This window comes from Caldovatus aquaticus, assembly GCF_019458025.1.
In the GTDB taxonomy this organism is placed as follows: domain Bacteria; phylum Pseudomonadota; class Alphaproteobacteria; order Acetobacterales; family Acetobacteraceae; genus Caldovatus; species Caldovatus aquaticus.
The window spans coordinates 130,774-154,963 of the sequence record NZ_JAHZUY010000001.1; the positions used below are offsets into that span (position 1 = coordinate 130,774).

24 protein-coding genes are annotated in these 24,190 nt (G+C 74.3%); 5 read left to right on the top strand and 19 right to left on the bottom strand.

The genetic code is table 11. The features are described 5' to 3' along the window. Positions 1-52 precede the first annotated feature (52 nt). Together K1J50_RS00580 and K1J50_RS00585 are read right to left on the bottom strand one after the other, a co-directional pair. Positions 53-1,837: a CocE/NonD family hydrolase gene (locus tag K1J50_RS00580; RefSeq protein WP_220115486.1), complete on the bottom strand. Its 1,785-nt coding sequence runs from the start codon at positions 1,835-1,837 to the stop codon at positions 53-55. Between the two features lie 82 nt (positions 1,838-1,919). Continuing rightward, positions 1,920-3,032, bottom strand: coding sequence for an NAD(P)-dependent oxidoreductase (locus tag K1J50_RS00585; RefSeq protein ID WP_408869354.1), 1,113 nt, complete (start codon positions 3,030-3,032; stop codon positions 1,920-1,922). Between K1J50_RS00585 and K1J50_RS00590 the strand changes: the two genes are divergently transcribed. From K1J50_RS00590 to K1J50_RS00600, 3 genes are all read left to right on the top strand, one after another. Then, positions 2,958-3,848, top strand: coding sequence for an NAD(P)-dependent oxidoreductase (locus K1J50_RS00590; protein WP_220115488.1), 891 nt, complete (start codon positions 2,958-2,960; stop codon positions 3,846-3,848). The genes K1J50_RS00585 and K1J50_RS00590 overlap by 75 nt on opposite strands. A gap of 39 nt (positions 3,849-3,887) precedes the next feature. Beyond that, positions 3,888-4,331: a GlcG/HbpS family heme-binding protein gene (locus K1J50_RS00595; RefSeq protein ID WP_220115489.1), complete on the top strand. Its 444-nt coding sequence runs from the start codon at positions 3,888-3,890 to the stop codon at positions 4,329-4,331. A 63-nt stretch (positions 4,332-4,394) separates the two neighbouring features. Continuing rightward, positions 4,395-5,192, top strand: coding sequence for an alpha/beta fold hydrolase (locus K1J50_RS00600; RefSeq protein WP_220115490.1), 798 nt, complete (start codon positions 4,395-4,397; stop codon positions 5,190-5,192). 190 nt (positions 5,193-5,382) lie between these two features. Here K1J50_RS00600 and K1J50_RS00605 read toward each other — a convergent pair whose 3' ends face one another. From K1J50_RS00605 to K1J50_RS00625, 5 genes are read right to left on the bottom strand one after another with little or no spacing between them, the layout of a single operon-like run. Continuing rightward, positions 5,383-6,090, bottom strand: a complete 708-nt coding sequence (locus K1J50_RS00605) for an ABC transporter ATP-binding protein (RefSeq protein ID WP_220115491.1) — start codon at positions 6,088-6,090, stop codon at positions 5,383-5,385. Between the two features lie 4 nt (positions 6,091-6,094). Continuing rightward, complete coding sequence (locus tag K1J50_RS00610) at positions 6,095-6,856, bottom strand: ABC transporter ATP-binding protein (protein WP_220115492.1); 762 nt, start codon at positions 6,854-6,856, stop codon at positions 6,095-6,097. After that, positions 6,853-7,842 carry a branched-chain amino acid ABC transporter permease gene (locus K1J50_RS00615; RefSeq protein ID WP_220115493.1) on the bottom strand — a complete coding sequence of 330 codons (990 nt, stop codon included), beginning with the start codon at positions 7,840-7,842 and terminating at the stop codon, positions 6,853-6,855. The genes K1J50_RS00610 and K1J50_RS00615 overlap by 4 nt, the downstream gene beginning before the upstream one ends. A 7-nt stretch (positions 7,843-7,849) precedes the next feature. Further along, complete coding sequence (locus K1J50_RS00620) at positions 7,850-8,734, bottom strand: branched-chain amino acid ABC transporter permease (RefSeq protein WP_220115494.1); 885 nt, start codon at positions 8,732-8,734, stop codon at positions 7,850-7,852. 9 nt (positions 8,735-8,743) lie between these two features. After that, positions 8,744-9,976 carry an ABC transporter substrate-binding protein gene (locus K1J50_RS00625; RefSeq protein WP_220115495.1) on the bottom strand — a complete coding sequence of 411 codons (1,233 nt, stop codon included), beginning with the start codon at positions 9,974-9,976 and terminating at the stop codon, positions 8,744-8,746. A 113-nt stretch (positions 9,977-10,089) separates the two neighbouring features. Here K1J50_RS00625 and K1J50_RS00630 point away from each other — a divergent pair, with 113 nt between their 5' ends. Beyond that, the gene (locus tag K1J50_RS00630) at positions 10,090-10,500 is read left to right on the top strand and encodes a VOC family protein (protein ID WP_220115496.1); all 411 of its coding nucleotides are present in this window, start codon (positions 10,090-10,092) and stop codon (positions 10,498-10,500) included. 33 nt (positions 10,501-10,533) lie between these two features. On the opposite strand, the gene K1J50_RS00635 is transcribed toward K1J50_RS00630, so the two are convergent. The 5 genes from K1J50_RS00635 to K1J50_RS00655 are packed head-to-tail and all read right to left on the bottom strand — an operon-like array spanning position 10,534 to position 14,040. After that, positions 10,534-10,941 carry a cupin domain-containing protein gene (locus tag K1J50_RS00635; RefSeq protein WP_220115497.1) on the bottom strand — a complete coding sequence of 136 codons (408 nt, stop codon included), beginning with the start codon at positions 10,939-10,941 and terminating at the stop codon, positions 10,534-10,536. 19 nt (positions 10,942-10,960) lie between these two features. Beyond that, positions 10,961-11,296, bottom strand: a complete 336-nt coding sequence (locus K1J50_RS00640) for a cupin domain-containing protein (protein ID WP_220115498.1) — start codon at positions 11,294-11,296, stop codon at positions 10,961-10,963. A 12-nt stretch (positions 11,297-11,308) separates the two neighbouring features. Then, on the bottom strand, positions 11,309-12,418 hold the full coding sequence (locus tag K1J50_RS00645) for an LLM class flavin-dependent oxidoreductase (protein WP_220115499.1): 1,110 nt from the start codon (positions 12,416-12,418) through the stop codon (positions 11,309-11,311). 36 nt (positions 12,419-12,454) lie between these two features. Next, complete coding sequence (locus tag K1J50_RS00650; protein WP_220115500.1) at positions 12,455-13,447, bottom strand: Gfo/Idh/MocA family protein; 993 nt, start codon at positions 13,445-13,447, stop codon at positions 12,455-12,457. Further along, the gene (locus K1J50_RS00655) at positions 13,444-14,040 is read right to left on the bottom strand and encodes a flavin reductase family protein (protein ID WP_220115501.1); all 597 of its coding nucleotides are present in this window, start codon (positions 14,038-14,040) and stop codon (positions 13,444-13,446) included. Before K1J50_RS00655 ends, K1J50_RS00650 begins: the two co-directional genes overlap by 4 nt. A 292-nt stretch (positions 14,041-14,332) precedes the next feature. Here K1J50_RS00655 and K1J50_RS00660 point away from each other — a divergent pair, with 292 nt between their 5' ends. Further along, the gene (locus tag K1J50_RS00660) at positions 14,333-15,295 is read left to right on the top strand and encodes a tripartite tricarboxylate transporter substrate binding protein (RefSeq protein WP_220115502.1); all 963 of its coding nucleotides are present in this window, start codon (positions 14,333-14,335) and stop codon (positions 15,293-15,295) included. A gap of 85 nt (positions 15,296-15,380) precedes the next feature. On the opposite strand, the gene K1J50_RS00665 is transcribed toward K1J50_RS00660, so the two are convergent. The 7 genes from K1J50_RS00665 to K1J50_RS00695 form a co-directional block, all read right to left on the bottom strand. Beyond that, the gene (locus K1J50_RS00665; protein WP_255574768.1) at positions 15,381-17,762 is read right to left on the bottom strand and encodes a xanthine dehydrogenase family protein molybdopterin-binding subunit; all 2,382 of its coding nucleotides are present in this window, start codon (positions 17,760-17,762) and stop codon (positions 15,381-15,383) included. 7 nt (positions 17,763-17,769) lie between these two features. Then, positions 17,770-18,258, bottom strand: coding sequence for a (2Fe-2S)-binding protein (locus tag K1J50_RS00670; RefSeq protein ID WP_220115503.1), 489 nt, complete (start codon positions 18,256-18,258; stop codon positions 17,770-17,772). An 8-nt stretch (positions 18,259-18,266) separates the two neighbouring features. Beyond that, positions 18,267-19,112, bottom strand: coding sequence for an FAD binding domain-containing protein (locus tag K1J50_RS00675; RefSeq protein WP_220115504.1), 846 nt, complete (start codon positions 19,110-19,112; stop codon positions 18,267-18,269). A gap of 217 nt (positions 19,113-19,329) precedes the next feature. After that, a complete protein-coding gene (locus tag K1J50_RS00680; RefSeq protein WP_220115505.1) occupies positions 19,330-20,526 on the bottom strand; it encodes an LLM class flavin-dependent oxidoreductase in 1,197 nt (398 codons plus the stop codon). 116 nt (positions 20,527-20,642) lie between these two features. Beyond that, on the bottom strand, positions 20,643-21,407 hold the full coding sequence (locus K1J50_RS00685) for an SDR family oxidoreductase (RefSeq protein WP_220115506.1): 765 nt from the start codon (positions 21,405-21,407) through the stop codon (positions 20,643-20,645). Beyond that, entirely contained in the window at positions 21,404-22,438 is a 1,035-nt protein-coding gene (locus K1J50_RS00690; RefSeq protein WP_220115507.1) for a zinc-dependent alcohol dehydrogenase, read from the bottom strand. The genes K1J50_RS00685 and K1J50_RS00690 overlap by 4 nt, the downstream gene beginning before the upstream one ends. 5 nt (positions 22,439-22,443) lie before the next feature. Next, on the bottom strand, positions 22,444-24,168 hold the full coding sequence (locus tag K1J50_RS00695; RefSeq protein WP_220115508.1) for an acetolactate synthase catalytic subunit: 1,725 nt from the start codon (positions 24,166-24,168) through the stop codon (positions 22,444-22,446). Positions 24,169-24,190: the final 22 nt, after the last annotated feature.

A 24,190-nucleotide genomic window follows, 5' to 3' on the forward strand; every position in this document is an offset into this window, starting at 1 on the left:
CCAGCCGCCCGGCACGGCAGCTTAGCGATCCTGGCCCGGCACGCGCCGCCGGTCAGCGTGCGGCCGCGGCCCCCTTCTCCGGCACGACGGGCAGCAGCACGAACGGGCGGCGGCCCGGCCCGGCATGCAGCGTCGTCGTGCCGGCGAACAGCTCCGGCGGCCGGTCGCGCGGGTCGTCGTGCAGGAAGGGGCCGCAGCCGGTCAGCTCGTTCTTGAAGTTGGAGAGGCGGCCGCCGCTGCCGCCTGGATAGACGTAGTCCCGCCCCCGCACCGAGAGCCCGATGCGGTAGCCCTGCGGGACGACGATGCAGGTCGGCCAGATCTCGATGTCGAGCTCGTACACCTCGCCCGGCGTCAGCGGCTGCTTCTCGTCGTGCGCGTGGTAGGGGCGCCAGGGCGTGCTCAGCGACGGATCGAGCTTGCGGTGCGAGGCGCGCAGCCAGCCCTGGCCGACCGGGGTGTGCGGGTCGATGGCGCCCTGGAACACCACCTCCTTGAGGTCCGGCGCGAAGACGCGCAGCACCAGGAACAGGTCGGCGTCGGCGGTGGAGGAGGAGACGAAGAGCTTCGCCGCCACCGGCCCGGTGATCTCGGTCTCGCGCTCGAGCGGCGGGGTGAGGAAGGTGAGGCCGTCGCCCGTCGCCGCGAAGCTGACGGCCGCCTCCCCGGCCGGCTCCTCGGGCGAGAGCGTGCCGTCGGCGAGGCCGAGATAGAGCCGCGTCCAGCGGGTGCGGGGGATCGGCCAGTCCTCCTCGGCGCGCGCGACGAAGCGCTCCCCGGGGTGGCGCACCTGCAGCAGCACGCGGGGCTGGCGGTCCCAGCCGTTGTCCAGCCCCTTCAGGAAATGGTCGAAGAAGCGGAGCTGCAGGCCGCGCCCGTAGTCCGTGTAGAAGTGGGTCCAGTGCTCGATGCCGTGCACCTCGAGCCACTTCTGCTTCGAGGCGGCGCGCAGGAAGCCCTCGAAGTTGCCGCGCGGGTGCAGGCCCTGGCCGCCCCAGTTGGCGGCGGACAGGAACGGCACCGTCACCTTGTCCCAGCGCGGCGAGCGTGCCTTGTGGTACTCGTCGTCCAGCGGGTGGGCGAGGATCTCGCGGCCGAGGTCGCAGCGGTTGGCGGCGAGCTGCTCCTCGCTCAGCAGCTCGTCGCCGCAGACGAGCCGGCCGGTGACCCGGCTGCGCCCGCCGCGCTCGCCGCAGCCGTACTGCACCGTCTTCACCTGCATGTCGTACCAGTGCTCCCAGAAGGTGCAGACGATGCCGCCGTGATGCGTCATGTCGCGGTACCAGTCGGCCGCGCCCTCCCAGATGCACATCGCGGCGAGGTGCGGCGGCTGCAGCGAGGCGACATGCCACTGGTTGATGGCGTAGTAGGAGATGCCGTTCAGCCCGACCTTGCCGTTGGACCAGGGCTGGACCCCGGCCCATTCGATGCAGTCGTAGAAATCCTTGGTCTCGCGCGGCGAGAAGTGGTCGATGTAGCCGGGCGAGCGGCCGCAGCCGCGGCTGTCCACGCGCACCACGGCATAGTCGTGCGGCACCCACTTCTCCGGGTCCACCACCTCCCAGCTCTGGTACTTGTTGGAGGAGCCGGCGGTGACGTCGGGGTGCTGCTCGGCCATCCGCTTCCAGGCGCTCGGGTAGCCGTCCTGGAAGGCGAGGCCCTTGGCATAGGGGCCATAGCTGAGGATGACGGGGTAGCGGCCCTCCGGGACCGGCAGGAACACGTCGGCGCGCAGCACCAGCCCGTCGTCCATGCGGATCGGCACGTCCCAGAGGATGCGCATGCCGTCGCGGATCTCGGGCTCGGGCATGCGGAGCGGCGGCGCGATCTCGTTCACGGCGGACGTCCCTCCCAAGGCTTTGGCCGAACGGTAGCCGCGCCGCGCGCGAGCGCCGAATGATCTGTGCTACTGCGCCGGATCAGCTTTCCTGATGCGACGGCGCGTCGCGCGCCACCCCGGCCAGGCGCTCCAGCACCGCGCACACCGCCGCCGTGTCCTGCGGCCCGAGGCCCTGCGCCATCGCCGCGGCGTAGACCGGCTGGGTGGCGCTGAACAGGGGCACCGGGCAGCCCAGCTCGGCCGCGAAGGCGCCGATCACCGCCATGTCCTTCTGCCAGGTGGAGACGCGCATGGTCGGCGGCTCGTAGCGCCCCTCCGCCATCAGCGGCGCGCGCAGCTCGAACACCCGCGAGGTGGCGGCGCCGGAGCCGATCAGCGCGACGAGCCGGCGCGGGTCGAGCCCCGCCTTCATGCCGAGCACCATCGCCTCGGCCGAGGCGACGTTGTGGATCGCCACCAGCAGGTTGGCGACGAACTTCATCTTGCTGCCGTTGCCGTAGGCGCCGAGGTCGTGCACCTCGCGCCCGAAGTCGAGGAACAGGGGCCGCAGCGCCGCGATCGTCGCCGCGTCGCCGCTGGCGTAGATCACCAGGTCGCGCGCCTGCGCCTGCGCGCCGGTGCCGCTGAGCGGGCAGTCGAGCGCGACGTGCCCGGCGGCGGCGAGCGCGCGCTCCGCCGCCAGCTTGTCCGCGAGCGCGAGGGTGCTGGTCTCCACCACCACGCGCCGCGGCAGGCCGGCGCCGGAGAGCGCCGCCACGGTCGCGGCCAGCGCCTCGCCGCTGGGGAGGCTGGTGATGAGGACCGGCGCCTCGCGCGCGAGGGCGACCGCGTCGGCGGCGGTCTCCACGCCCGCGGCGGCCAGCTCGGCGCGGCGCTCGGGTGCGATGTCGAAGCCCAGCACGCGCCAGCCCGCCGCCCGCAGGTTGCGCGCCATCGCCCCGCCCATGATGCCGAGCCCGATCACGCCCACCACGCCCTTCATCGCGTTCTCTCCTCCGCGTCCTTCTTGCGCGAGTGTGGCGCGGCGCGCGCGCGCCGTGAACCGCGCACGGGGGGCCTTGGCAGCGGCCGGGATCGTGCTACCGAGACGGGAGCAAGGTCGGGGGGAACGCAGGGCATGGCACGCATCGGCATCGCCGGTCTCGGCCGCATGGGCAGCGCGATCGGCGCGCGGCTGCTCGAGCTCGGCCACGAGCTCACCGTCTGGAACCGCACGCCGGAGAAGGCGCGCCCGCTCGCGGAGGCCGGCGCGGCGGTGGCGCCGACGCCGGCGGCGCTGGCCGGACGGGCGGAGGCGATCATCACCATCCTGACCGACGCCGCGGCCATCGAGTCCGTCTATGGCGGCGCGGAGGGGCTGCTCGCCGCCGATCTCTCCGGCAGGCTGGTGATCGAGATGAGCACCGTGCGGCCGGAGACCGAGGTCGCGCTGGCCGGGCGCGTGCGCGCCCGCGGCGGCGCCTTCGTCGAGTGCCCGGTCGGCGGCACCACCGGGCCGGCGCGGCAGGGCAAGCTGCTCGGCCTCGCCGGCGGCGAGGCGGCGGACGTCGCCCGGGCGCGGCCGCTGCTCGAGCAGATGTGCCGGCGCGTCGAGCATGTCGGGCCGGTGGGCGCGGGCGCCAGCATGAAGCTCGCGATCAACCTGCCGCTCCTCGTCTTCTACCAGGCGCTGGGCGAGGCGCTGACCCTCTGCCGCCATCTCGGCCATGACCCGGCCTGGCTGATGGAGCTGTTCGCCGACACCTCGGGTGGGCCGAACGTGCTCAAGGTGCGCGGCCCCGCCATCGCCAGGGCGCTGTCCGGCGAGGACCCGCAGCCGCCGAGCTTCGACATCGACTCGATCCGCAAGGACCTGCGCACCATGCTCGCGGAGGCCGAGGCGCGCGGGGCCGACCTGCCGCTGGTGCGCCGCACGCTGGCGATCTACGACGAGGCGGCCGCCGCGGGCTGGGGCCGGCGCGACGGCGCCGCGCTGCCGTCCTGGTGGCCGGGCCGCACCGCCCGCTGACCATCCCGCGATCCGACCCTTGCGCGACCGGAGGATGCCATGCCCAGCCTCACCCTCGCCCAGGCCAACACGATCATCGCCGCCGCGCTCGCCAAGGGGCGGGCGCTGAAGCTCGCGCCGCTGACCGTGGTCGTGCTCGACGCCGGCGGGCACCTCGTCGCCGCGCAGCGCGAGGACCGCTCCGGCATCCTCCGCGTGCAGATCGCGACCGCGAAGGCCTACGGCGCGCTCGGCATGGGCTGCGGCTCGCGCGAGCTGTTCGAGCGGGCGACGAAGACGCCGGCCTTCATCACCGCCCTCGGCCCGGTCAGCGAGGGGCGCATGATGCCGGTGCCGGGCGGCGTGCTGGTGCTCGACGCGCAGGGCGAGGTGCTGGGCGCGGTCGGAATCTCCGGCGACGCGTCCGATCGCGACGAGGAGTGCGCGCTGGCCGGCATCGCCGCCGCGGGGCTGAAGGCCGCGACCGGCATCCCGGGCGCCTGAGCGGCCAGGACGCACGGCGGCCCGGCCGCTGCGCCGAGACGACAGACCGAAGGAGAAGCGCCGATGACCGAGACCTGGGTGCAGGCGAAGGGCGCGCGGCTCTACGCGCGCGCCGACGGGCGGGAGGACGCGCCCGCGATCCTGCTCTGCAACAGCCTCGCCTCCGACCACACGATGTGGGACGCGCAGGTGCCGCTGCTTTCCGCCCGCTATCGCGTGCTGCGCTACGACCGGCGCGGGCACGGCCGGAGCGAGGCGCCGGAGGGTCCCTACAGCCTGCCGATGCTGGTCGCGGACGCGCTCGCGGTGCTCGACCGCTTCGGCGTGCGGCGTGCCGCCTTCATGGGCCTCTCGCTCGGCGGCATGACCGGCATCGGCCTCTGCCTCGCGCACCCCGAGCGGGTGGAGCGCCTCGTCTGCTGCGACTGCCGCGCCGACGCGCCGGAGCCCTTCCGCGCGAGCTGGGACGAGCGCATCGCGACGGTGCGCGCGGGCGGCATGCAGGCCGTGCTGCAGCCGACCATCGAGCGCTGGCTGCGGCCGGCCTTCCGCGAGGCCGACCCGGCGGCGGTGCGGCGCGTCGAGGCGATGATCCTCGGCACCCCGGTCGCGGGCTACGAGGGCTGCGCGCGGGCGATCCAGGGCCTCGACTACTTCAAGGACCTCGGCCGGATGCGCGTGCCGACGCTGTACGTCACCGGCGAGTTCGACGCCGGCGCGCCGCCCGAGGTGATGCGGGCGATGGCGGAGGCGACGCCGGGCGGCCGGCTCGCGGTGGTGCCGGGCTCGCACCACCTGCCCAACATCGACAACGAGGCGGGCTTCGCCGCGGCGATCGGGGAGTTCCTCGGCCTGCGCTAGGGCCGTTCCCGCCCGGCCGCGCGCGCTCCGCCGGCGCCGCCCGGCGCCGGCGGCGCCGGTTCGCGCCCCGGCCGTCCGCGATCGGTGCCGGGGCGGACCGCGGGCGGCTGCAGAGAGCCGGGAGCGCGAATCCGCACGACAGACAACGCGGCGGAGCCGTCGCCGCGCGCGCGGCCGAGCGGAACCGGCGCTAGACCGAGCAGTAGCGCTCCTGGATCGCCTCGTCGGCGAGCAGCTCGGCGGCCGGGGCGTGGTGCACGACCACGCCCTGGTCCAGCACGTAGGCGCGGTCGGCGAGGCCGAGCGCGAGCTCGACGTTCTGCTCCACCAGCAGGATCGTCGTGCCCTCGTCGCGCATGCGCCGGAACATCTCGAACATCTCGTCCACCAGCACCGGCATGATGCCCTCCGACGGCTCGTCGAGCATCACCAGCTTCGGGCCGGAGATCATGGCGCGGGCGATGGCGAGCATCTGCTGTTCGCCGCCCGAGAGGGTGACCGCGACCTGATCCAGGCGCTCCTTGAGCCGCGGGAAGGCGGCGGTCGCGCGCTCGATCCGCTCCGCCTCGTGCCGGCGTCCCTCCGGCGAGGCGACCAAGCCGAGGCGCAGGTTGTCGCGCACCGAGAGGCCGGGGACGATGCGCCGCTCCTCCGGCACGTAGGCGAGGCCGAGGGCGAAGCGCGCGTGGGCGGGGCGGTGCAGGATCTCCTGGCCCTCGAAGACGACGCGGCCGCGGCGCTTCTCGATCAGGCCCATGACGGACTTGAGCGTGGTGGTCTTGCCCGCGCCGTTGCGGCCGATCAGGCAGACGATCTCGCCCCGGTTCACCTCGAGCGAGACGCCCTGCAGGACATGGCTCGGCCCGTACCAGGCGTGCAGATCCTCGATGCGCAGCATCGCCTCAGTGCTCCCGCTGGCCGAGATAGACGCGCCGGACCGTCTCGTCGCGGCGGATCTCGTCGGGCGTCCCCTCGGCGAGCAGCTCGCCGTGGTGCAGCACCAGCACGCGGTCGCTGATGCCCATCACCAGCTTCATCTTGTGCTCGACCAGGATCACCGTGCGCTCGCGGGCAAGGCGGAGGATCAGCTCCATCATCGCCCGCGTCTCCTCCGGGCTCATCCCCGCGGTCGGCTCGTCGAGCAGCAGCAGGCGCGGCTGGGCGGCGAGCGCCATGCCGATCTCGAGCGCGCGCTGCTCCCCGTGCGCGAGCGCCGAGGCGGCGCGGTCGCGCCGCGCCCAGAGCCCGACGGTGGCGAGGATCTCGCCCGCCTGCTCGACCAGCCCTGTCATGCGCGCGCGCGGGCGCCAGATGTCGTAGCGGCTGACGCGCGCCTGGAGCGCGATGCGGACGTTCTCGAGCGCGGAGAGCTCGGGGAATACGTTGGTGATCTGGAAGGACTTGGCGATGCCCATGTGGGCGAAGCGGTGCTGCGGCAGGCCGGTGATGTCGCGCCCCTCGAACAGCACGCGGCCCTCGCTCGGCGGGAAGGCGCCGGAGAGGATGTTGAAGTAGGTGCTCTTGCCGGCCCCGTTCGGACCGATGATGGCGGTGAGCGCGCCGGCGCGGAACTCCGCGCTGACGCCCTTCAGCGCCGTGAAGCCGCCGAAGCGCTTGCCGAGGTTCTCCGTGCGCAGGATGACCTCGCCGCCGCCCGCGCTCATCGCCCGCCTCCCGCGGCCCAGTGCAGGATCGAGCCCCAGATCCCGCGCGGGAAGAACAGCACGCAGAGCACGAACACCGCCCCGACCACGAGCTGCCAGTGCACGGTCCAGACCGAGACGATGCTCTCCAGCAGCAGGAACACCGCCGCGCCGACGAAGGGGCCGAAGAAGGTGCCCATGCCGCCGAGCAGGCACATCATCACGGCGAGGCCCGAGGTCTCGATCGCCATGGACTCGATCGGCACGATCGAGAGGTGCAGCGCGTTCAGCGCCCCGGCGAGCCCGCAGAAGGCCCCGGACAGGACGAAGGCGAGCAGGCGCGTGCGCGTCACGTCGTAGCCGCAGGCCCGCGCCCGCGCCTCGTTCTCCCGCACCGCCTCGATCACCGCGCCGAAGGGCGAGGCGAGGATGCGCGAGAGCAGCCACAGCGCGAGGACGACGAAGGCGGCCACCACGTAGTAGCGCGTCCGCGGGTCGAGGAAGTCGAGCGTGGCGGGGCCGAGCGCGATCGCCTTCAGGTCCACCCCGCGCAGCCCGTTCTCGCCCCCGGTCCAGTCGGACGCCTGGTAGAAGATGTAGTAGAAGCACTGCGCCAGCGCGAGCGTCACCATCGAGAAGTAGATGCCGCGCGTGCGCACCGCGAGCGCGCCGACGATCGCCGCGATGGCGACGGCGCCGGCGATGCCGGCCGGGATCGCCACCCACCATGGCGCGCCGAAGTGCACGATGGCGATGCCGCAGAGATAGGCGCCGCCTCCGAACAGCGCCGCATGGCCGAAGGAGAGCAGGCCGAGGTAGCCGAACATCAGGTTGAAGCCGAGGGCGTAGAGCCCGTGGATCAGGATGTTCACCGCCAGCGCCTCGAACGGCGCGACCAGCGGGAAGACGGCAAGGAACGCCGCCGCGGCGAGCACGCGGTGACGCTCCAGCGCCCCGCTCAGGGCGGCGCGGGGGGCGGCGGGCTCGGCAGTCGTCGCGTGGGCCATCGTCGGCTCAGCTCAGCAGGCCGGGGCGGCCGAACAGGCCCTGCGGCCGCACCAGCAGCACCACGGCCATCAGCGCGAAGATCGAGACCTTGGCCATCTCCGGCACGAACAGAGAGGTCAGCGCCACCGTCACCCCCACCAGCAGCCCCGCCACCACCGCGCCGAGCAGCGACCCCATGCCGCCCACCACGGTGACGACGAAGGCCTCCGCCAGCACCGGCCCGCCCATCTCTGGGCTCACGCCCTGCAGCGGCGCCGCCAGCAGTCCCGCGAGCCCGGCGATGCCGGTGCCGAGGCCGAACACCAGGAGCCAGACGCGCGAGACGTCCACGCCGAGCACGCGCACGATCTGCGGATCGCGCGCGCCGGCGCGGATGATCAGGCCGTAGCGCGTGCGCTCGAGGAACAGCCAGAGGCCGAGCAGGATCGCCGCGGTGGCGCCGATGACGAACAGCCGGTAGGTCGGGAAGAAGCCGATGCCGATGTCGGTCGCCCCCTGCAGCGACTCCGGCGTGTCGAAGGGCAGGCCGAGCGTGCCGAAGGCGATGCGGATGCCCTCCACCATCATGTAGGCGAGGCCGAAGGTGAGCAGCAGCGGGTAGTCTATGCCGCGCCCATAGAGCGGGCGGATCAGGAAGCGCTCGACCAGCAGGCCGAAGGCGCCGACGATCAGCGGCACGGCGATGAGGCTCGCCCAGAAGCTCGCCCCGCGCGCGGCGAGGAACACGCCCGCATAGGCGCCGAACATGAAGAAGGCGCCGTGCGCGAAGTTCACCACCGTGAGCATGCCGAAGATCAGCGACAGGCCGATCGCCAGCAGCACGTAGATGGCCCCCAGCGCCACGCCCGCAAAGAGCTGCAGCGCCAGCAGGTCGAAACCGAGCGTTCCCACCCGCGTCGCTCAGCCGGCGTGGCCGAGCTCGGCGCAGGTGCGCAGGTTGGCCTCGTTCGGCTCCTCGATGTGGACGATGTTGAACACGTCGTTCTCGTCCTTCATGTCGCGCGACTTCGATTCGACGATCAGCACCGACTGCACCGACTGGTGGTCGCAGCGGCGGTAGTACTGCGGCCCCTTGTAGTAGTCGTAGCGCAGGCTGCGCATCGCCTCGATCACCTTGTCGGTGTCGGTCGAGCCTGCCAGACGGCACGCCTCCAGCAGCGTGCGCACGCCGCCGTAGCCGAGCGCGCCGTAGTCGGTCGGCACCGCGCCGTTGTGCATGCGGCGGAACTTGTCGTTGAACGCCTTGGCCGAGGGCACCGTGTCCTCCAGGCGCCAGTAGTAGGAGGTGCCGCCGACCACCCCCTCGAAGGCCTGCGGCCCGGCGGCGACGCGGGCGCTGTAGAGGAGGACGGGCGCGACGATCTTCATGCTGCGCTTGAGCCCGAAGTCGGTCGCCTGGCGCATGGTGATCTGCTGGTCGCGGCCGAAGTTGATCGCGATCAGCAGGTCCGGCCGCAGCGCCTGGATGCGCGGCAGCAGCGTCGAGAAGTCGGTCTGCCCGATCGGGTGGCGGATGTCCGCGAGCACCTGGATGCCGAGCGGCGCGCCGGCGCGCTGGAAGCCGCGCACCATCTCGTGCCCGTAGGCGTAGTCGGCGGTGAGGAACACCACCCGCTTGCCGAAGCGGGAGAAGACGTAGCGCCCGACCGCGCCTGCGGTCATGTGCGGGTTGAGCGCCTCGTGGAAGGTGTAGGGCGACCAGTCGGAGGCCTCGTTGATCGCGTCCGACTGGCTGATCGAGTTGAAGATCACCCGCCGCGCCTTGGTGACGTTGTTGACCGCGAGCTGCACCGAGGCGGAGAGCGAGCCGACGATGAAGTTCACCCGCTCGCGCTCGATCAGCTCCAGGGTGCGGGTCGCGGCCTCGCCCGGGTTGAGGCGGTCGTCGCGCGGCAGCAGCTCGGCCCGGCGGCCGTTCAGACCGCCCGACTCGTTGAACTCGGCGATCGCCACCTCGGCGGCGCGCACCTGGTTCTGCGCCTCGGTGGCGTAGGGCCCGGTGAGCGGCACCGGGAAGCCGACGCGGATCGGCCCCTCCTGCGCACGGAGGACATTGATCCGGAAGGGCGAGGCGGCCAGGGCGGCGCCGGCGGCGGCCGCGGCGAGGGCACGGCGGCGGGTGGTGGCGGTCATGGACGATCTCCCTGCGCGTTGCATCTTTCGTGGGCGCGGACGATAATTTGACGGGCTCGCGAGCGCAACGGGGGCTCGCGCATTCGGCCCGCAAAACGAAGGAGCACGAGATCATGCCGCTCGGCCGGCTCGACCACTACTCGATCCGCACCACGCGGCTGGAGGAGACCCGCCGCTTCTACGTGGACGTGCTCGGCCTCGAGGTCGGGCCGCGGCCGGAGTTCCGCTTCCCCGGCGTATGGCTCTACAACGGCGGCATCGCCGTGGTGCACGTGGTCGGCATCGACCCGAACGACCCCCAGGGGCTGATCGAGTACCTCGGCGAGAAGGGGATGGCGGCCGAGCCGGGCACCGGCACCATCGACCACGTCGCCTTCGTCGCCGAGGACGTGGAAGGCATGCGCGCCCGCTTCCGCGCCGCCGGCGTGCCGTTCCGCGAGCGCACCGTGCCCGGCCTGAACCTGCACCAGATGTTCCTCGAGGACCCGAACGGGGTGACGATCGAGCTCAACTTCCCGACCTGAGGGCCGCGCCCGGCCCGCGCGGGGCAGGCGGCGCTACGCCTTGATCCCGTGCAGGCCGTGCGAGGCGTCCTTCACGGTGAAGAACACCACGTCCCGGTCCTCGCCCGCCCGGCCGGAATGGACCACGTCCGCCGGGATGTAGAGCACCGAACCGGCCGGCACCTCGCAGGGCTGCCCCCCGACCACGGCGCGGAAGGTGCCCTCCAGCACGTAGATCCACTGCTCGTTGGGGTGCGAGTGCGGCTCCGCCCCGGTGCCGGCGGCCATGCGCATCAGGGCGACGATCATCCGCTCGCCCTCGACGCAGGTGCCGACGGCGGAGGAGTAGTCCGGCCCGCCGAGGATCCGGTTCAGCTTCGCCATCTCGAACACGTGCTCGCCCGGCTGGGCGCGCACGGCGCCCGGCGTGCGCGCGGCGGGGCGCGTCGTCGTCTCGGACATCTCCTCCTCCCTCCCCGGCTCAGATGCGGTGGCCGACGCCGGCGACCACGCCCTTGGCGCTGACCAGTTCCGTGTCCTCGATCATGCGCACCGAATGCGGCACACCGGGCGGGACGTGCACCGCCATGCCGGGGCCGATCTCGTGCTCCACGCCGTCCAGGATGAAGCGCGCGCGGCCCTTGAGCACCAGGATGATCTGCTCCTGCGGGTGCGCGTGGGTGGTCGCGCCCTCGCCCGCCTTGTAGCTCAGCACGCCGAGCTCGATCTGCTCGCCGGTGATCAGCGGGCCGAAGGCGGTGGAATGCTTGGGCGTGACGTATTCGGCCTTCAGCTCCTTCAGGCTGTAGACGGGCATCGCCGCTCCCCCTCATTCCGCGGCGGCACGCGCGCCCGCGCCGATCGCCGCGTTCACCTTCGGCAGCACCTTCTCCGCCAGCAGGATCATGGAGCGGCGGCCGAGCTCGCGGTCCGCCCAGTCCTTGCCGGCATAGAGCAGAGTGCCGAACTCGCCCACCTGCTCGCGGAAGGCAAGCAGCTTCTCCGCCACCATGTCCGGCGTCCCCCAGATCACCAGGCGGTCGAGCACGTAGTCGAGCGTCACCGCCTCGTCCGGCATGTCGCGTCGCTCCTTGAACAGCTCCCCCCGCCCGTTGCGCACCAGCTTGGTGAGCAGCGACCGGTAGTAGTGGCGGTAGGGGCTCTGCGGGCCGAGCGCGTATTCGCGCGCCGTCGCCAGGTCCTCGCAGACGAACACGCTCTTCGCCACGCGCCAGTTCGCGGGGTCGGCCGGGCGCCCGGCGCGCTCGCAGCCCTCGACGTATCTCGGCCAGTGGCTCTTCACCCAGACCGGCATCAGGAAGTTGGCCGAGATCGGATCCCAGCCGCGCGCCGCCGCCTCCGTCACGCCCTTGGAGAAGGGGGCGACGGCGGTCACCACGATCGGCGGGTGCGGCCGCTGCAGCGGCCTCGGGATGATGCCCTGGCCGATCTCCGGCAGGAAGGTGCGCTCGGTGGTGACGCCCCAGTACTTCCCCTTCAGCGCGTAGGGCGGGTCCCTGGTCCAGAGGTCGAGGATCATGTTGATGCCCTCGACGAACATCGCGTTGCGGTCGGCGTCGAGGTTGCCGAACGCCTCCGCGTCCGACAGCAGGCCGCCCGGGCTGATGCCGAGCAGGAACCGCCCGTCCAGCAGGTGGTCGAGCATCGCCGCCTGCGCCGCCACCGCCGCCGGGTGGCTGTTCGGGATGTTCACCGTGCCGGTGCCGAGTTTCATGCGCTTCACCCGGCCCGCCAGGGTGGCGAGGAACATCATGCAGGAGGTGATGTTCTCGGCGAGGTCGGTCACGTGCTCGCCGCACAGCCCCTCGACGAAGCCGAGCTCGTCGGCGAGCAGGAAGGCCTCCTGGTCCTCGCGCAGGGACTGGCGCCAGTCCTTGCCGAGGGGGTGGATCGGCATGGTGAAGAAGCCGAGCTGCACGAGAGGGATCTCCGCTCTGTCAGGAAGGAAGGCGCGTCACGGGGCGAGCCGCACCAGGGCGCCGGTCGCGACCGAGCGCGCCACGGCCTCCAGCACCGCGACGTTGCCGATCTTCTCGGCGTCGGTGAACGGGTACTCGGCCTCGCCGCGCACCGCGCGCGCGAAGGCCTGCAGGTTGAGCAGCACCGCGTTCTCCCAGGCGAACTCCTCCGTCTCCGGCGCGCCGCCGCGGCGCTGCACGGTGAGCGTCGCGGGGCCAGGCGTGTCGGGATGCGTGGCGTTGCGGATCTCCGCCCAGCCCTCGCTGCCGAAGACGCGGAAGCCGATGTAGAGCGGCGTCTCCAGGATGGCGCTGGCGAAGGCGGTGGCGCCGGAGGCGAGGCGGAGCTGCACCGAGACGAGGTCGCCGTTCGGCCGCTCGGAGACGAGGCGCGCGGCCGCCGCGTACACCTCCGTCGCCGGGCCGGCGAGCTCGAGGAAGGCGTCGGTCAGGTGCACGCCCATGCCGGTGAAGGCGGCCGGGTTCCTCGGGTCGGCGCGCCAGTCGCCCGGCCGGATGTGGCGCAGCTTGTCGTGGCTGAAATTCGCCTCGAGGTGCAGGATCGTCCCCAGCCGCCCCTCGCGCAGCATCGCCCGCAGCCGCCGCATCGCCGGCTCGAAGCGCCGCTCGTGGCCGACGCCGAGCACCACGCCCGCGGCGCGGCAGGCGGCGACGCTCGCCTCGGCGTCGGCGCGCGTCATCGCCAGCGGCTTCTCGCAGAACACGTGCTTGCCGGCGCGGGCCGCGGCCAGCACCTGGCCGGTGTGCAGGTCCTGCGGCGTGCACAGGATCACCGCGTCCACCTCGGGGTCGGCGAGCGCCTCCTCCAGCGCCGCGGAGAGCGGCAGGCCGTGCTCCCGCGCGAAGGCCTCGTGCGCCGCCCGGTCCGGGTCCACCGCGCGCACCACGCGGATCTCGCCCGATCCCGCGAGGCTCCGCGTGATCTGCCGCCCCCACCAGCCCAGGCCCACGACCGCGGCGCGGATCATGCCCCCTCCCTCTCCCCTCTGGCCGCGGCGAGCGGCGGCCCCGGCAGCCGGTAGCGGCCGCCGAGGAACAGCAGCGGCTCGCCCTCCTCGCGGTGGCTCGCGCGCAGGACGCGCCCGATCAGGACCACGTGGTCGCCCGCCTCCACCGCGCGCTCGGTACGGCACTCGAAGCGGGCGAGGCAACCCGGCAGCAGCGGGCTGCCGCCCAGGCCCTCCGCCCAGCCGAGCCCGGCGAACTTGTCCGCGCCGCCCGGCGTGGCGAAGCGCACCGACAGCGCCGCCTGGTCCGCCGCCAGCACGTTCACCGCGAACCAGCCGGCGGCGAGGAAGACGGGCCGCGTCGAGGAGCGCAGGTCGAGGCACCACAGCAGCAGCGGCGGCTCGAGCGAGACCGAGGTGAAGGAGTTCGCGGTCACGCCGACCGGGGCGCCGGCGGGCCCCGGCGCGCGCGCCGTCACCACCGTCACGCCGGTCGCGTACCGGCCGAGCGCCCGGCGCAGCGCGCGCGGATCGGGCGGCGCCGCCGCGACGTCCTCCGGCCCGGGCCCGGCCGATCCGGCGCACTCCTCCTGCAGGGTGGCGTCCAGCTTCATCCGCGCGTCGTCCCCTCCCGGGTCGCGGCCGGGCCGGACCCGGGCGGGACCATGCGCAGGACGACGGGATTGCGGAAGCAATTTGATCTACTGCCCGCCATCAGGGGCCGTGATGCGCCGGGACTGGCCGGCGGCGCCGGGGCGCGGCTGGAGCCGTTTCCGCTCGGCCGCGCGCGCGGCAACGGCTCCGGCGCGTCGTCCGGCAGGCGGATCCATGCACCCGGCTGTTCCCAGCCGCCCGCGATCCGCTCTACGCTCGGCAGCCCAGGGAAGGAAACGCACGGAGCACCGCATGACGCTCACCCGCCGCGCCGCGCTCGGCGTCGCCGCCGCCTCGCTGGCCGCCCCCGCGGTCCGCGCGCAGACCGCGCGGTTCCCCGAACGCCCGGTGGAGCTGGTGGTCGGCTTCGCCGCCGGCGGCGGCACCGACATCACCATCCGCACCTTCGCCCGGTTCCTCGAACCGCGCCTCGGCGGCCCCGTCGTCGTCATCAACCGCCCCGGCGCCGGCGGCGAGGTGATGATGGCCTCCGTCGCCCGCGCCCGGCCGGACGGCCACACGCTCGGCGTCGTCACCATGCCCGGCCTGCTCACCATCCCGATCGAGCGGACCGCGCAGTTCCGGCTCGAGGACTTCGCCGCCGTCGCGCTGATCGCCACCGACCCGAACGCGATGACGGTGCATGCCCAGAGCCCCTACCGCACCGTCCAGGAGCTGATCGAGGCGGCGCGGCGCGAACCGGACCGGCTGAACTTCGCCTCCTCCGGCATCGGCTCGGACGACCACCTGCAGCTCGTGCTGCTGCAGCAGGCGGCCGGCATCCGCATGACGCACGTCACCTATCCCGGCTCCGCCCAGGTGCGCTCGGCGCTGCTCGGACGCCAGGTGGACGTGGTCGGGATGAACGTCGGCGAGATCATGGGCGCGCCGGAGAACATGCGCATGCTGGTGCAGGCCGGCCCCGCCCGCTCGCGCTTCGCCCCGCAGGTGCCGACCTTCCGCGAGCTCGGCCTGCCGATCGAGATGGCCTCCGACCGCGGCGTGGTCGCGCCCGCCGCCACGCCGCCCGCGGTGCTCGCGCGGCTGCGCGAGGCCTTCGGCGCCGCGGCGCAGGATCCGGAATTCGCCCGCGCGCTGGAGGCGCAGTTCACGGAGGTCCGCTACATCCCCGGCGAGGCCTGGGGCGAGCAGCTGCGCGCGCTGCGCGAGAGCTACCGCGCCCTGTGGGAGCGCGCCCCCTGGCGGGAGCGCTGAGCGACCGCCGGCCCGGCGTCCCGCGCCGGGCCGGACGCCGGAGCCGGTTCGCGCGTCCGGCGCGCCCGGCCGTCCGTGACCGCCCCTAGATCCGCCCCAGCGCGGCGAGGATCCGCGCCGGGGTGAAGGGCTGCGCGAGCACGCGCGCCCCGAAGGGACGCAGCGCGTCGTTGATCGCGTTCTGCACCGCCGCCGGCGCCCCCGCCGTCCCCGCCTCGCCCGCCCCCTTGGCGCCGAGCGCGCTCTCGCGCGTCGGCGTCTCGACGTGGCCGACATGGATGTCGGGCATCTCGCCGCTCATCGGCACCAGGTAGTCGGCGAGGCTGCCCGAGAGGAGCTGGCCCTCCGGCGAATAGACGCAGTGCTCGAACAGCGCGCCGCCGATGCCCTGCACCACGCCGCCGCGGATCTGCTCCTCCACCAGCATGGGGTTGATCACCGTGCCGCAGTCCTCGACGCACCAGTGGCCGAGGAGGCGGACGAAGCCGGTCTCGACGTCCACCTCGAGGTAGCTCGCCTGCGCGCCGTTGGTGAAGCAGAAGGGATACTCCTTCGGCGTCCAGTGGCGCGTCGCCACCAGCTCGCGCGGCAGGTCCCGGGGCAGGGTGTCGCCGCGGAAATAGACGACGCGGCCGAGCTCCTCGAGCGGCAGGCGCTCCGCGCCGCTCGCGCGGTCCACGACGACGCCGCCGCGGATGTCGAGCGTCTCCGGCCGCGCCTGCAGCATCGCGCCGGCGACGGCGAGGATGCCCTCCTTCAGCGCGAGTCCCGCCTGCAGCATCGCCTCGCCGCCGATCCCGGCGCCGCGGCTGGCCCAGGTGCCGCCGCCGTAGGGCGTCACCTCGGTGTCGCCGGTGACGACGCGCACGCGCTCGACCGGCACGCCGACGGCGGTGGCCGCGATCTGCGCCAGGATCGCCTCGGTCCCCTGCCCCTGCTCGGTCACGCCCGAGGCGACCGCGAGCGAGCCGTCCGGGTCGAGCCGCACCGTCGCGCCGTCCATCGCCGAGATGCGCGCGCCGCCGATGCCGTACATGAAGGGCGAGGGGTTGGTCAGCTCGATGAAGCAGGCGAGGCCGATGCCGCGATGGATGCCGTGCTTGCGCAGCTCCGCCTGCTCCGCGCGCAGCCGCTCGTAGTCCATCATCTCGAGCAGCCGCGCCAGGCACTTGTGGTGCGACAGCGCCTCGAAGCGCATCCCGGAGAGCGAGGTGCAGGGATAGGCGTCGTCGGGGATCAGGTTGCGCCGCCGGATCTCGGCGGGGTCCATGCCGATCGCCTCGGCCGCCAGGTCCACCAGCCCCTCGGTCACCGCGGTCGCGATCGGGTGGCCGACGGCGCGGTACTGGCAGGTCGGCGTCTTGTTCTGGAACACCACCGTGGTCTTCGCGCGGTAGCCCTTCAGCACGTAGGGCCCGCCGCAGAGGTTCACCACCTGGTTGCCCTCGACCGCCGAGGTGCGCGGATAGACCGAATACGGGCCGATGCCGGTGAGGTCGTCCACCTCCATCGCCAGCAGCGTGCCGTCGCGGCGCACCGCCGCGCGCGCGCGCAGCCGGTGGTCGCGGGCGTGGATGTCGCTGACCATGCCCTCGATGCGGTCGGCGACGAACTTCACCGGCCGTCCCAGCATCTTCGACAGCGCGGCGGTCGCCACCTCGTCCGGATAGACGTGCACCTTGATGCCGTAGGAGCCGCCGACGTCCTTGCACACGACGCGCACCTGGCCCTCGCGCAGCCCGAGATGCCGCGCGAACACCGTCTGCATCATGTGCGGCGCCTGGGTGGACTGGTACACCGTCAGCCGCTCCTCGGCCGGGTTCCAGTCGGCGAGGATGCTGCGCCCCTCCAGGCAGACGCCGGTGTGGCGGCCGGTGTGGAAGGTGGCCTCCACCACCACCGCCTCCGGATCGGCGAAGGCCGCGTCCGGGTCGCCGCCGACATGCTCGCGCCGGAAGGCGAGGTTGTCGCCGAGATCCGGGTGGATCACCGGCGTCGCCGGATCGAGCGCCGTCTCCATGTCGGTGACGGCGGGCAGCTCCTCCCAGTCCACCCGGATCAGCGCGGCCGCGTCCTCCGCCTCCGCCCGGCTGCGCGCGACGACGGCGCAGACCGGCTCGCCCTGCCAGCAGGCGCGGTCCACCGCCATCGCGTGCTGCGGCGCCGACTTCAGCCCCTTCAGATGGTGCAGCACGCCGACCCAGGGCGTGCAGTGCGCGGCGAGCTCGCGCCCGGTGACGACGCGGATCACGCCCGGCGCCCGCCGCGCCTCCTCCGCGTGGATGGCGAGGATGCGCGCATGCGCGTGCGGGCTGCGCAGGAAGGCGACGTGCGCCATGCGCGGCAGCCGCAGGTCGTCCACGTAGGCGCCGCGGCCGGCGACCAGCCGGCGCGCGTTCGGGCGCGGCACGCTGCGGCCGATGTAGCTGTTCGGGCGGTCGATCTCGGACAGGGGGGAGCCGGTCATCGCGTCCTCACTCCGCCGGGGCGCCGTGCAGCGCCGCCGCGGCCTGTTCCACCGCGTCCACGATCGCGTGATAGCCGGTGCAGCGGCAGTAGTTGCCGCCGAGCCAGTCGCGGATGCGCTCGCGCGAGGGGCGCGGCTCGCGCCGCAGCAGCTCCGCCGCCGCGACCAGCATCCCCGGCGTGCAGAAGCCGCACTGCAGCGCGTTGCGCGCGACGAAGGCCTCCTGCAGCGCGGCGATCTCCCCGGTCTCGGTCAGGCCCTCGATGGTCCAGACCTCGGCGCCGTCGCACTGCGCGGCGAGCATGAGGCAGCCGCGCACGATCTCGCCGTTGACGCGGATCGTGCAGGCGCCGCAGACGCCGTGTTCGCAGCCGACATGGCTGCCGGTGAGGTCGAGCTGCTCGCGCAGGAAGTCCACCAGGTGGAGGCGGGCGTCCACCCGCGCCTCCACCGGCTCGCCGTTGACGGTCAGGCGGATGGCGACGAATCGGTCCATGGCGCGGATCACCCGAGCAGGCGCGCGGCGGCGCGGCCGAGCAGCACGCGCGCGAGGTGGCGGCGGAACTGCGGCGGCCCGTGCAGGTCCGCCGGCGGGTCGAGGTCGCGCTCGAGCGCCGCCTGCGCGGCCGCGACGCCGCCCGCCCCGGCGAGCGCCGCCTCCGCCGCCGCGGCGCGGACGGGCGTCGGCCCGACCCCGAAGAAGACCAGGCGCGGATCGCGCAGCGCGCCGTCGCCCTGCACCGTGGCGGCGGCGGCGAGCCCGACGATCGCATAGTCCCCCTGCCGCCGCGCGAGCTCCAGCACGCAGCCGCGCCGCTCCGGCGGCTGCACCGGGAACTCGACCGCCGCCACCAGCTCGCCCGGCTGCAGGTCGGTCTGGTAGAGGCCGCGGAAGAAGTCGCGCGCCGCGATCCGCCGCTCGCCGGCGCGGCCCATGGCGACGATCGTCGCATCGAGGGCCAGCGCGCAGGCCGGCAGCTCCGCCGCCGGGTCGGCCAGCGCGATGCTGCCCCCGAGCGTGCCGCGGCTGCGGATCGCGGGATGCGCGATCTGCGGCACCGCCTCGGCCAGCAGCGGCAGATGGCGGGCCACGATCTCGCTCGCCTCCAGCGCGGCGTGGCGGGTCAGCGCGCCGATGCGCACGACGCCGCCCTGCAGCGCGATGCCGGCGAGCCCGGCGAGGCCGTTGATGTCCACCAGCACGGCCGGCGTGGCGAGGCGGAGATTGAGCGCCGGGATCAGGCTCTGCCCGCCGGCGAGGAGCCGCGCCTCCTCGCCGTGGCGATCCAGGGCGTCGAACGCCTCGGCGAGGCTCCGGGCGCGCAGATAGGCGAAGGGGGCCGGCTTCACGGCGGACGTGTTCCTCGATGGCGGTGCGCGGCCGGCCGGCAGGGGGCCATGCCGGCGCCGCGTCTGTGCCGGCGAGGTTAGCCGAGCCTTCGCCGGCGGCAAGCCGGCACCGCGCGTTCGGGGATCGCACGGGCCACGGCCCCCCCGCGGCGGGCCGGCCGCCGGGCCATGCCGCTTCGGCCGGCCCGGGGAGCAGGGGGAGCGCCGGCGGGCGCGGTCAGGGCTCCGCCTTGCCGGTGTGGAGCCGCAGGCGGATGTGCTCCGGCACCTCCTGCCCGGCGTCCTCGAAGGCCTTGCGCAGCGCAGGGATCGAGGGGCCGAAGATGCCCTCGCGGTTGGCGCTGCACCATTCGCGCGAGGCGATGGTGGTCGCCGTCGAGCCCTGGAAGCGCGGCATCACCCAGCGCGCGAACAGCTCGTAGCTGCGCAGCGTGTCCTCGCGATTGGCCCATTCGTGGGCGCGGAACAGCACGCCGCCGCAGCCGCCTTCGGTGAAGGCGAGCAGCCGCTCGATCCCCCGGGCGACGGTGTCGGGCGAGCCGACCAGGGTGGTGCCGGCGGCGAGGCCCTCGGCCAGCGGATTCTCGCTGCGCATCGGCGGGCGGCCGAGGGTCTCGGAGAAGTAGGAGAGCGTCTCGAGGCGCTCGCCGTGGCGCACCTCGCGCATCGCGCGCTCGTCCTCCTCGGCGCAGTGCATGTTGACGACCAGCCGCCAGTTGGCGCGGTCGAAGGTGGTGCCGTGCCTCGCCGCCTCCGCCTCGCCCAGGCGCCAGTGCTCGGCGAGCTTCTGCGGCCCGCCCGGCAGGCCGGCGCCGAGCGAGAGCAGCCCGACGCCGTACTTGCCCGCGGTCAGCACGCCGGAGGGCGTGGTCGCGCTCGCCACCGCGATCGGGAAGCGCGGATGGGTGTAGGGGGCGAGGTGCAGCCGCGCCTCGCGCAGCTCGAACCAGTCGGTCCTGAGCGTGACCGGCTCCTCGCAGGCGAGCAGGCGCAGGATGGCGCCGAGCGATTCGTCCATCATGCGGCGCTGCTTCTCCGCCTCGATCCCCAGCATGTAGGCGTCCGAGACCAGCGCGCCGGGCCCGCAGCCGAGCATCACCCGCCCGCGCGTCATGTGGTCGAGCTGGACGAAGCGCTGCGCGACCAGGAAGGGGTGGTGGTAGGGCAGCGAGGTGACGCCGGAGCCGAGCCTGATGTGCTTCGTCCGCTCGGCCGCGGCGGCGATGAAGATCTCGGGGCTGGCGATGATCTCCCAGCCGGCGGAGTGGTGCTCGCCGATCCACGCCTCGTCGTAGCCGAGCCAGTCGAGCCACTCGATCAGCTCGAGGTCGCGCGCCAGCGCCAGGGTCGGATTGTCGCCGACGCGGTGGAAGGGCGCGAGGAAGATGCCGAAGCGCAGGCCGCGATGGGCCATCGGGGCGGATCCTTTTCCGGCCGCGGCGCGGACCGCGCCGGCGGAGGGGAGGGAGGGCGCAGCATGCCACCGCCGCCGCGCCGGGCAAGCCGGCGCCGGCGCTTTCGGCGGCGGAGTCACGGCATGAAGCTGCCGCCGCCGACGTCGAGCGTCGCGCCGTTCAGGTAGGAGGCGCCGTCGGAGGCGAGGAAGGCGACCGCCTCGGCCACGTCGCGCGGCGTGCCCAGGCGCCCGACCGGGATCGCCTGCAGCATCCGCTCGTTCACGCCCGCCGCCGCGCCCTGCGCCATCGGCGTGGCGATGCGTCCGGGGGCGACGCAGTTGACGGTGATGCCGTGCGGGCCGAGCTCGCCCGCCAGGCTGCGCGCGAGGCCCATCAGCCCGCTCTTCGCCGCGGCGTAGTGGGCGCCGGCGATGGTGGCGCGGGCGCGGGCGGCCTGGCTCGTGATCATCACGATCCGCCCCCAGCCGCGCGCCTCGAGCGGCGGGATGCAGGCGCGGCTGACGAGGAAGGCGCCGGTCAGGTTGACCTCCAGCACGCGCCGCCATTCCTCGGCCGGCATCGCCGCGACCGGGCGCGGCAGCCCGTCCGGCCCCTTGGGCGAGATGCCGGCGTTGTTGACGACGACGCCGAGCCGCTCCCACCAGTCGCCGAGCGCGCGCGGCAGCGCGGCGACCTCGGCCTCGCTCGCGACGTCCATCACCACCGCGCGCGCGCGATGGCCGGCGGCGGAGAGCCGCGCGGCGGTCGCCTCGACCGCCGCCAGCACGTCGGCGAGCACGACCGGATGCCCGGCCTCGGCCAGCCGCCAGGCGATGCCCTCGCCGATGCCGCGCGCGGCGCCGGTGACCAGCGCGACCCGGTCCGCGGCGGCGCTCATGGCGCGAGCATCACCTTGCTCGCGGCGCGCTGGCGCGCGAGCTCGAAGCCCTCGAGGCCGCGCTCGAGCGGCAGGCGGTGCGTGATCAGGACGCGGAACCCCTCCGGGTCGCGGGCGAGCAGCGCCAGAACCCGGTCCCAGGTGGACCGGGCGGCGCCGTGGGTGGCGCGCAGCTGGTGGCGCGCACGCACGAAGTCGGTGAGCGGCAGGGCGACCGGGCCGGGGTGGATGCCGGCGACGACGAGCACGCCGCCCTTGCGCAGCACGGAGAGGCCCTCGACGACGCTCGGCGGATGGCCGGTGGCCTCCAGCACCACATCCACCGCGCGGCCGCCGGTGGCGGCGAGCACCTGCTCGCGCAAAGGCGCCTCGGCGACGTCGATCAGCGCGTCGAAGCCGAGGCGGCGCAGCACCGCGAAGCGCGGCGCGTCGGCGCGCCCGGCGACGAGCACGCGCCCCGCCCCCGCGGCGCGCGCCATCAGCGCGATCCCCTGCCCGATCGTCCCGGGGCCGAGCACCAGCACCGTGTCGCCGAGCCCGACCTCGCCCACCAGCACCGCCTCGCAGGCGACGCCGAGCGGCTCGGCCAGCGCGCCGAGCTCGGTGTCCACCGCCTCGGGCAGGGCGATGCAGGCGGCGGCGGGGACGCGCGCGTAGCGGGCGAAGCCGCCGTCGCGCGTCAGGCCGACGGTCGCGCGCCGCTCGCAGTCGCGCGCCTCGCCGCGGCGGCAGGCGGGACAGGCGCCGCAGGCGACGAAGGGCATCACCGCGACGCGCGCCCCCTCCGCCCAGGGCTCGGCGCCGGGGCCGACCGCCGCGATGCGGCCGGCGAATTCGTGGCCCATGGTGAGCGGCAGGTGCGGGGCCATGAAGCCGTAGCCGTCGGTCCACTCGTAGGCGTGCACGTCGCTGCCGCAGATCCCGGCGTGCTCGACCCGCACCACCACCTCGCCGGGGCCGGGCGGCGACGGATCGGGCGCGTCGAGCAGCTCCAGGCCGAAGCCCGCGGCGGTCTTGCGCAAGGCGCGCACGGCGCTCAGGCCCCCCCGCCGAAACGCCCGGCGAAGGCGGTGATCGGCGGCCGCGCCTCGGGGTCGGTGACGACATCGAGCAGTGCCGGCGCGCCCGAGGCGAAGGCGGCATCGAGCGCGGGGCCGACCTCCTCGGCGCGCTCGATCCGCGTCCCCGCGATGCCGCAGGCGCGCGCGATGGCGGCGTGGTCCACGGGGGCGAAGTCCACGGCGTCGGTGTGCGCGCCGAAGCGCGCATCCTCGGCGTCCTTCTGGTAGGCGAGGATGCCGTTGTTCAGCACGATCACGGTGACGGGCAGCTTCAGCCGCCGCAGCGTCTCCAGCTCCGCCCAGGAGTGGCCGAAGCCGCCGTCGCCGGCGAGGCACACCACACGCCGCCCGGGGGCGGCGATCTGCGCCCCGATCGCCATCGGCAGCCCCCAGCCGAGCCCGGCGATGCCGCGCGGCGTCAGGTAGCGCGCGCCGGCCTTGCGCGCCGTCAGGCCCTGCGCGATCCAGATCGAGGCGTAGCTCGCATCCGCCACGGCGATGGCGTCGGGATCGAGGCGCGCGTCGAGCTCCGCCACCACGCGCTCCGGCCGCACCGGCCCGCCCGCGCGCGCGAGGAGGCCGGCGGTGCGCCGCCGCCAGTCGGCGACCGCGGCCGCGATCTCCGCCGCGATCCCGGCGCGCGCGGCGGCGCGCGCCGCGAGGTCGCACCGCCCCATCGCCTCGCGCAGCGCGGCGAGCGTCAGCTTCGCGTCGCCGACGAGGCGCAGCGCCGGCTCGTAGTTGCGGCCGATCTCCTGCGGGTCGGGGTCGAGATGGACGAAGCGCGCCCCGCGCGGGAACAGCGTCCAGCTGTCGGTGCCGTTCTGGTTGGTGCGCGTGCCGACCAGCAGGATCACGTCGGCGCGCTCGACGATCGGGCGCATGGCGTGGGTGCGCGTGCCCGCGCCCATGACGTAGCCGATCACGCCGAGGGTGAGGGGATGCGTCTCGTCCGCGGCCCCCTTGCCCATCACCGTGGTCGCCACCGGCAGGTGCGCCGCCTCCTGCAGCGCCGCCAGCTCCGCCGCCGCGCCGGAGAGGTGCACGCCGCCGCCCGCGACCACCAGCGGATGGCGCGCCTCGGCGAGCATCCGCGCCGCGCGCTCGACCAGCGCCGGGTCGGGCAGGGCGCGGTCGAGCGGATAGGTTCCGAGCGCGGCGCGGCGCGGGCCCGGCGGCGCCGCGGCCTCGCTCAGCAGATCGGCCGGCACCAGCAGCACCGCCGGGCCGGGGCGGCCGGAGGCGGCGGCGGTGAAGGCCATGTCCACGTAGTCCTCGACCCGCTCGGCGCGGTCCACGCGGCGCACCCACTTCGCCACCGCGTCGAACAGCCGGATGTGGTCGAGCTCCTGGAAGGCGTTGCGGTCGGTCTGGTCGCGGTTGACCTCCTGCACCAGCGCGACGACCGGCACGCTCGCCTTCAGGGCCTCGGCGAGCGGCGGCACCAGCAGCGTCGCCGCCGGGCCGTTCTGCGCCGTCACCACGCCGACGCGGCCGGAGATGCGCGCATAGCCGTCGGCCATGGCGCCGCCCATGTTCTCCTGCCGGTAGGCGGCCTGGCGGATGCCGACATGCGGGGCGGCGAGCCAGAAGGCGCTGGGCAGGCTCTGCCCGAAGCCGACCGTCACCCCGTGGCGCGCGAAGGCCTCGGCGAGACGGAGCGCGACGGTGGCGTTGCGGGCGGTGCTGGGGTCGGGCATGCGCGTCCTCCTCGCGGCGCCG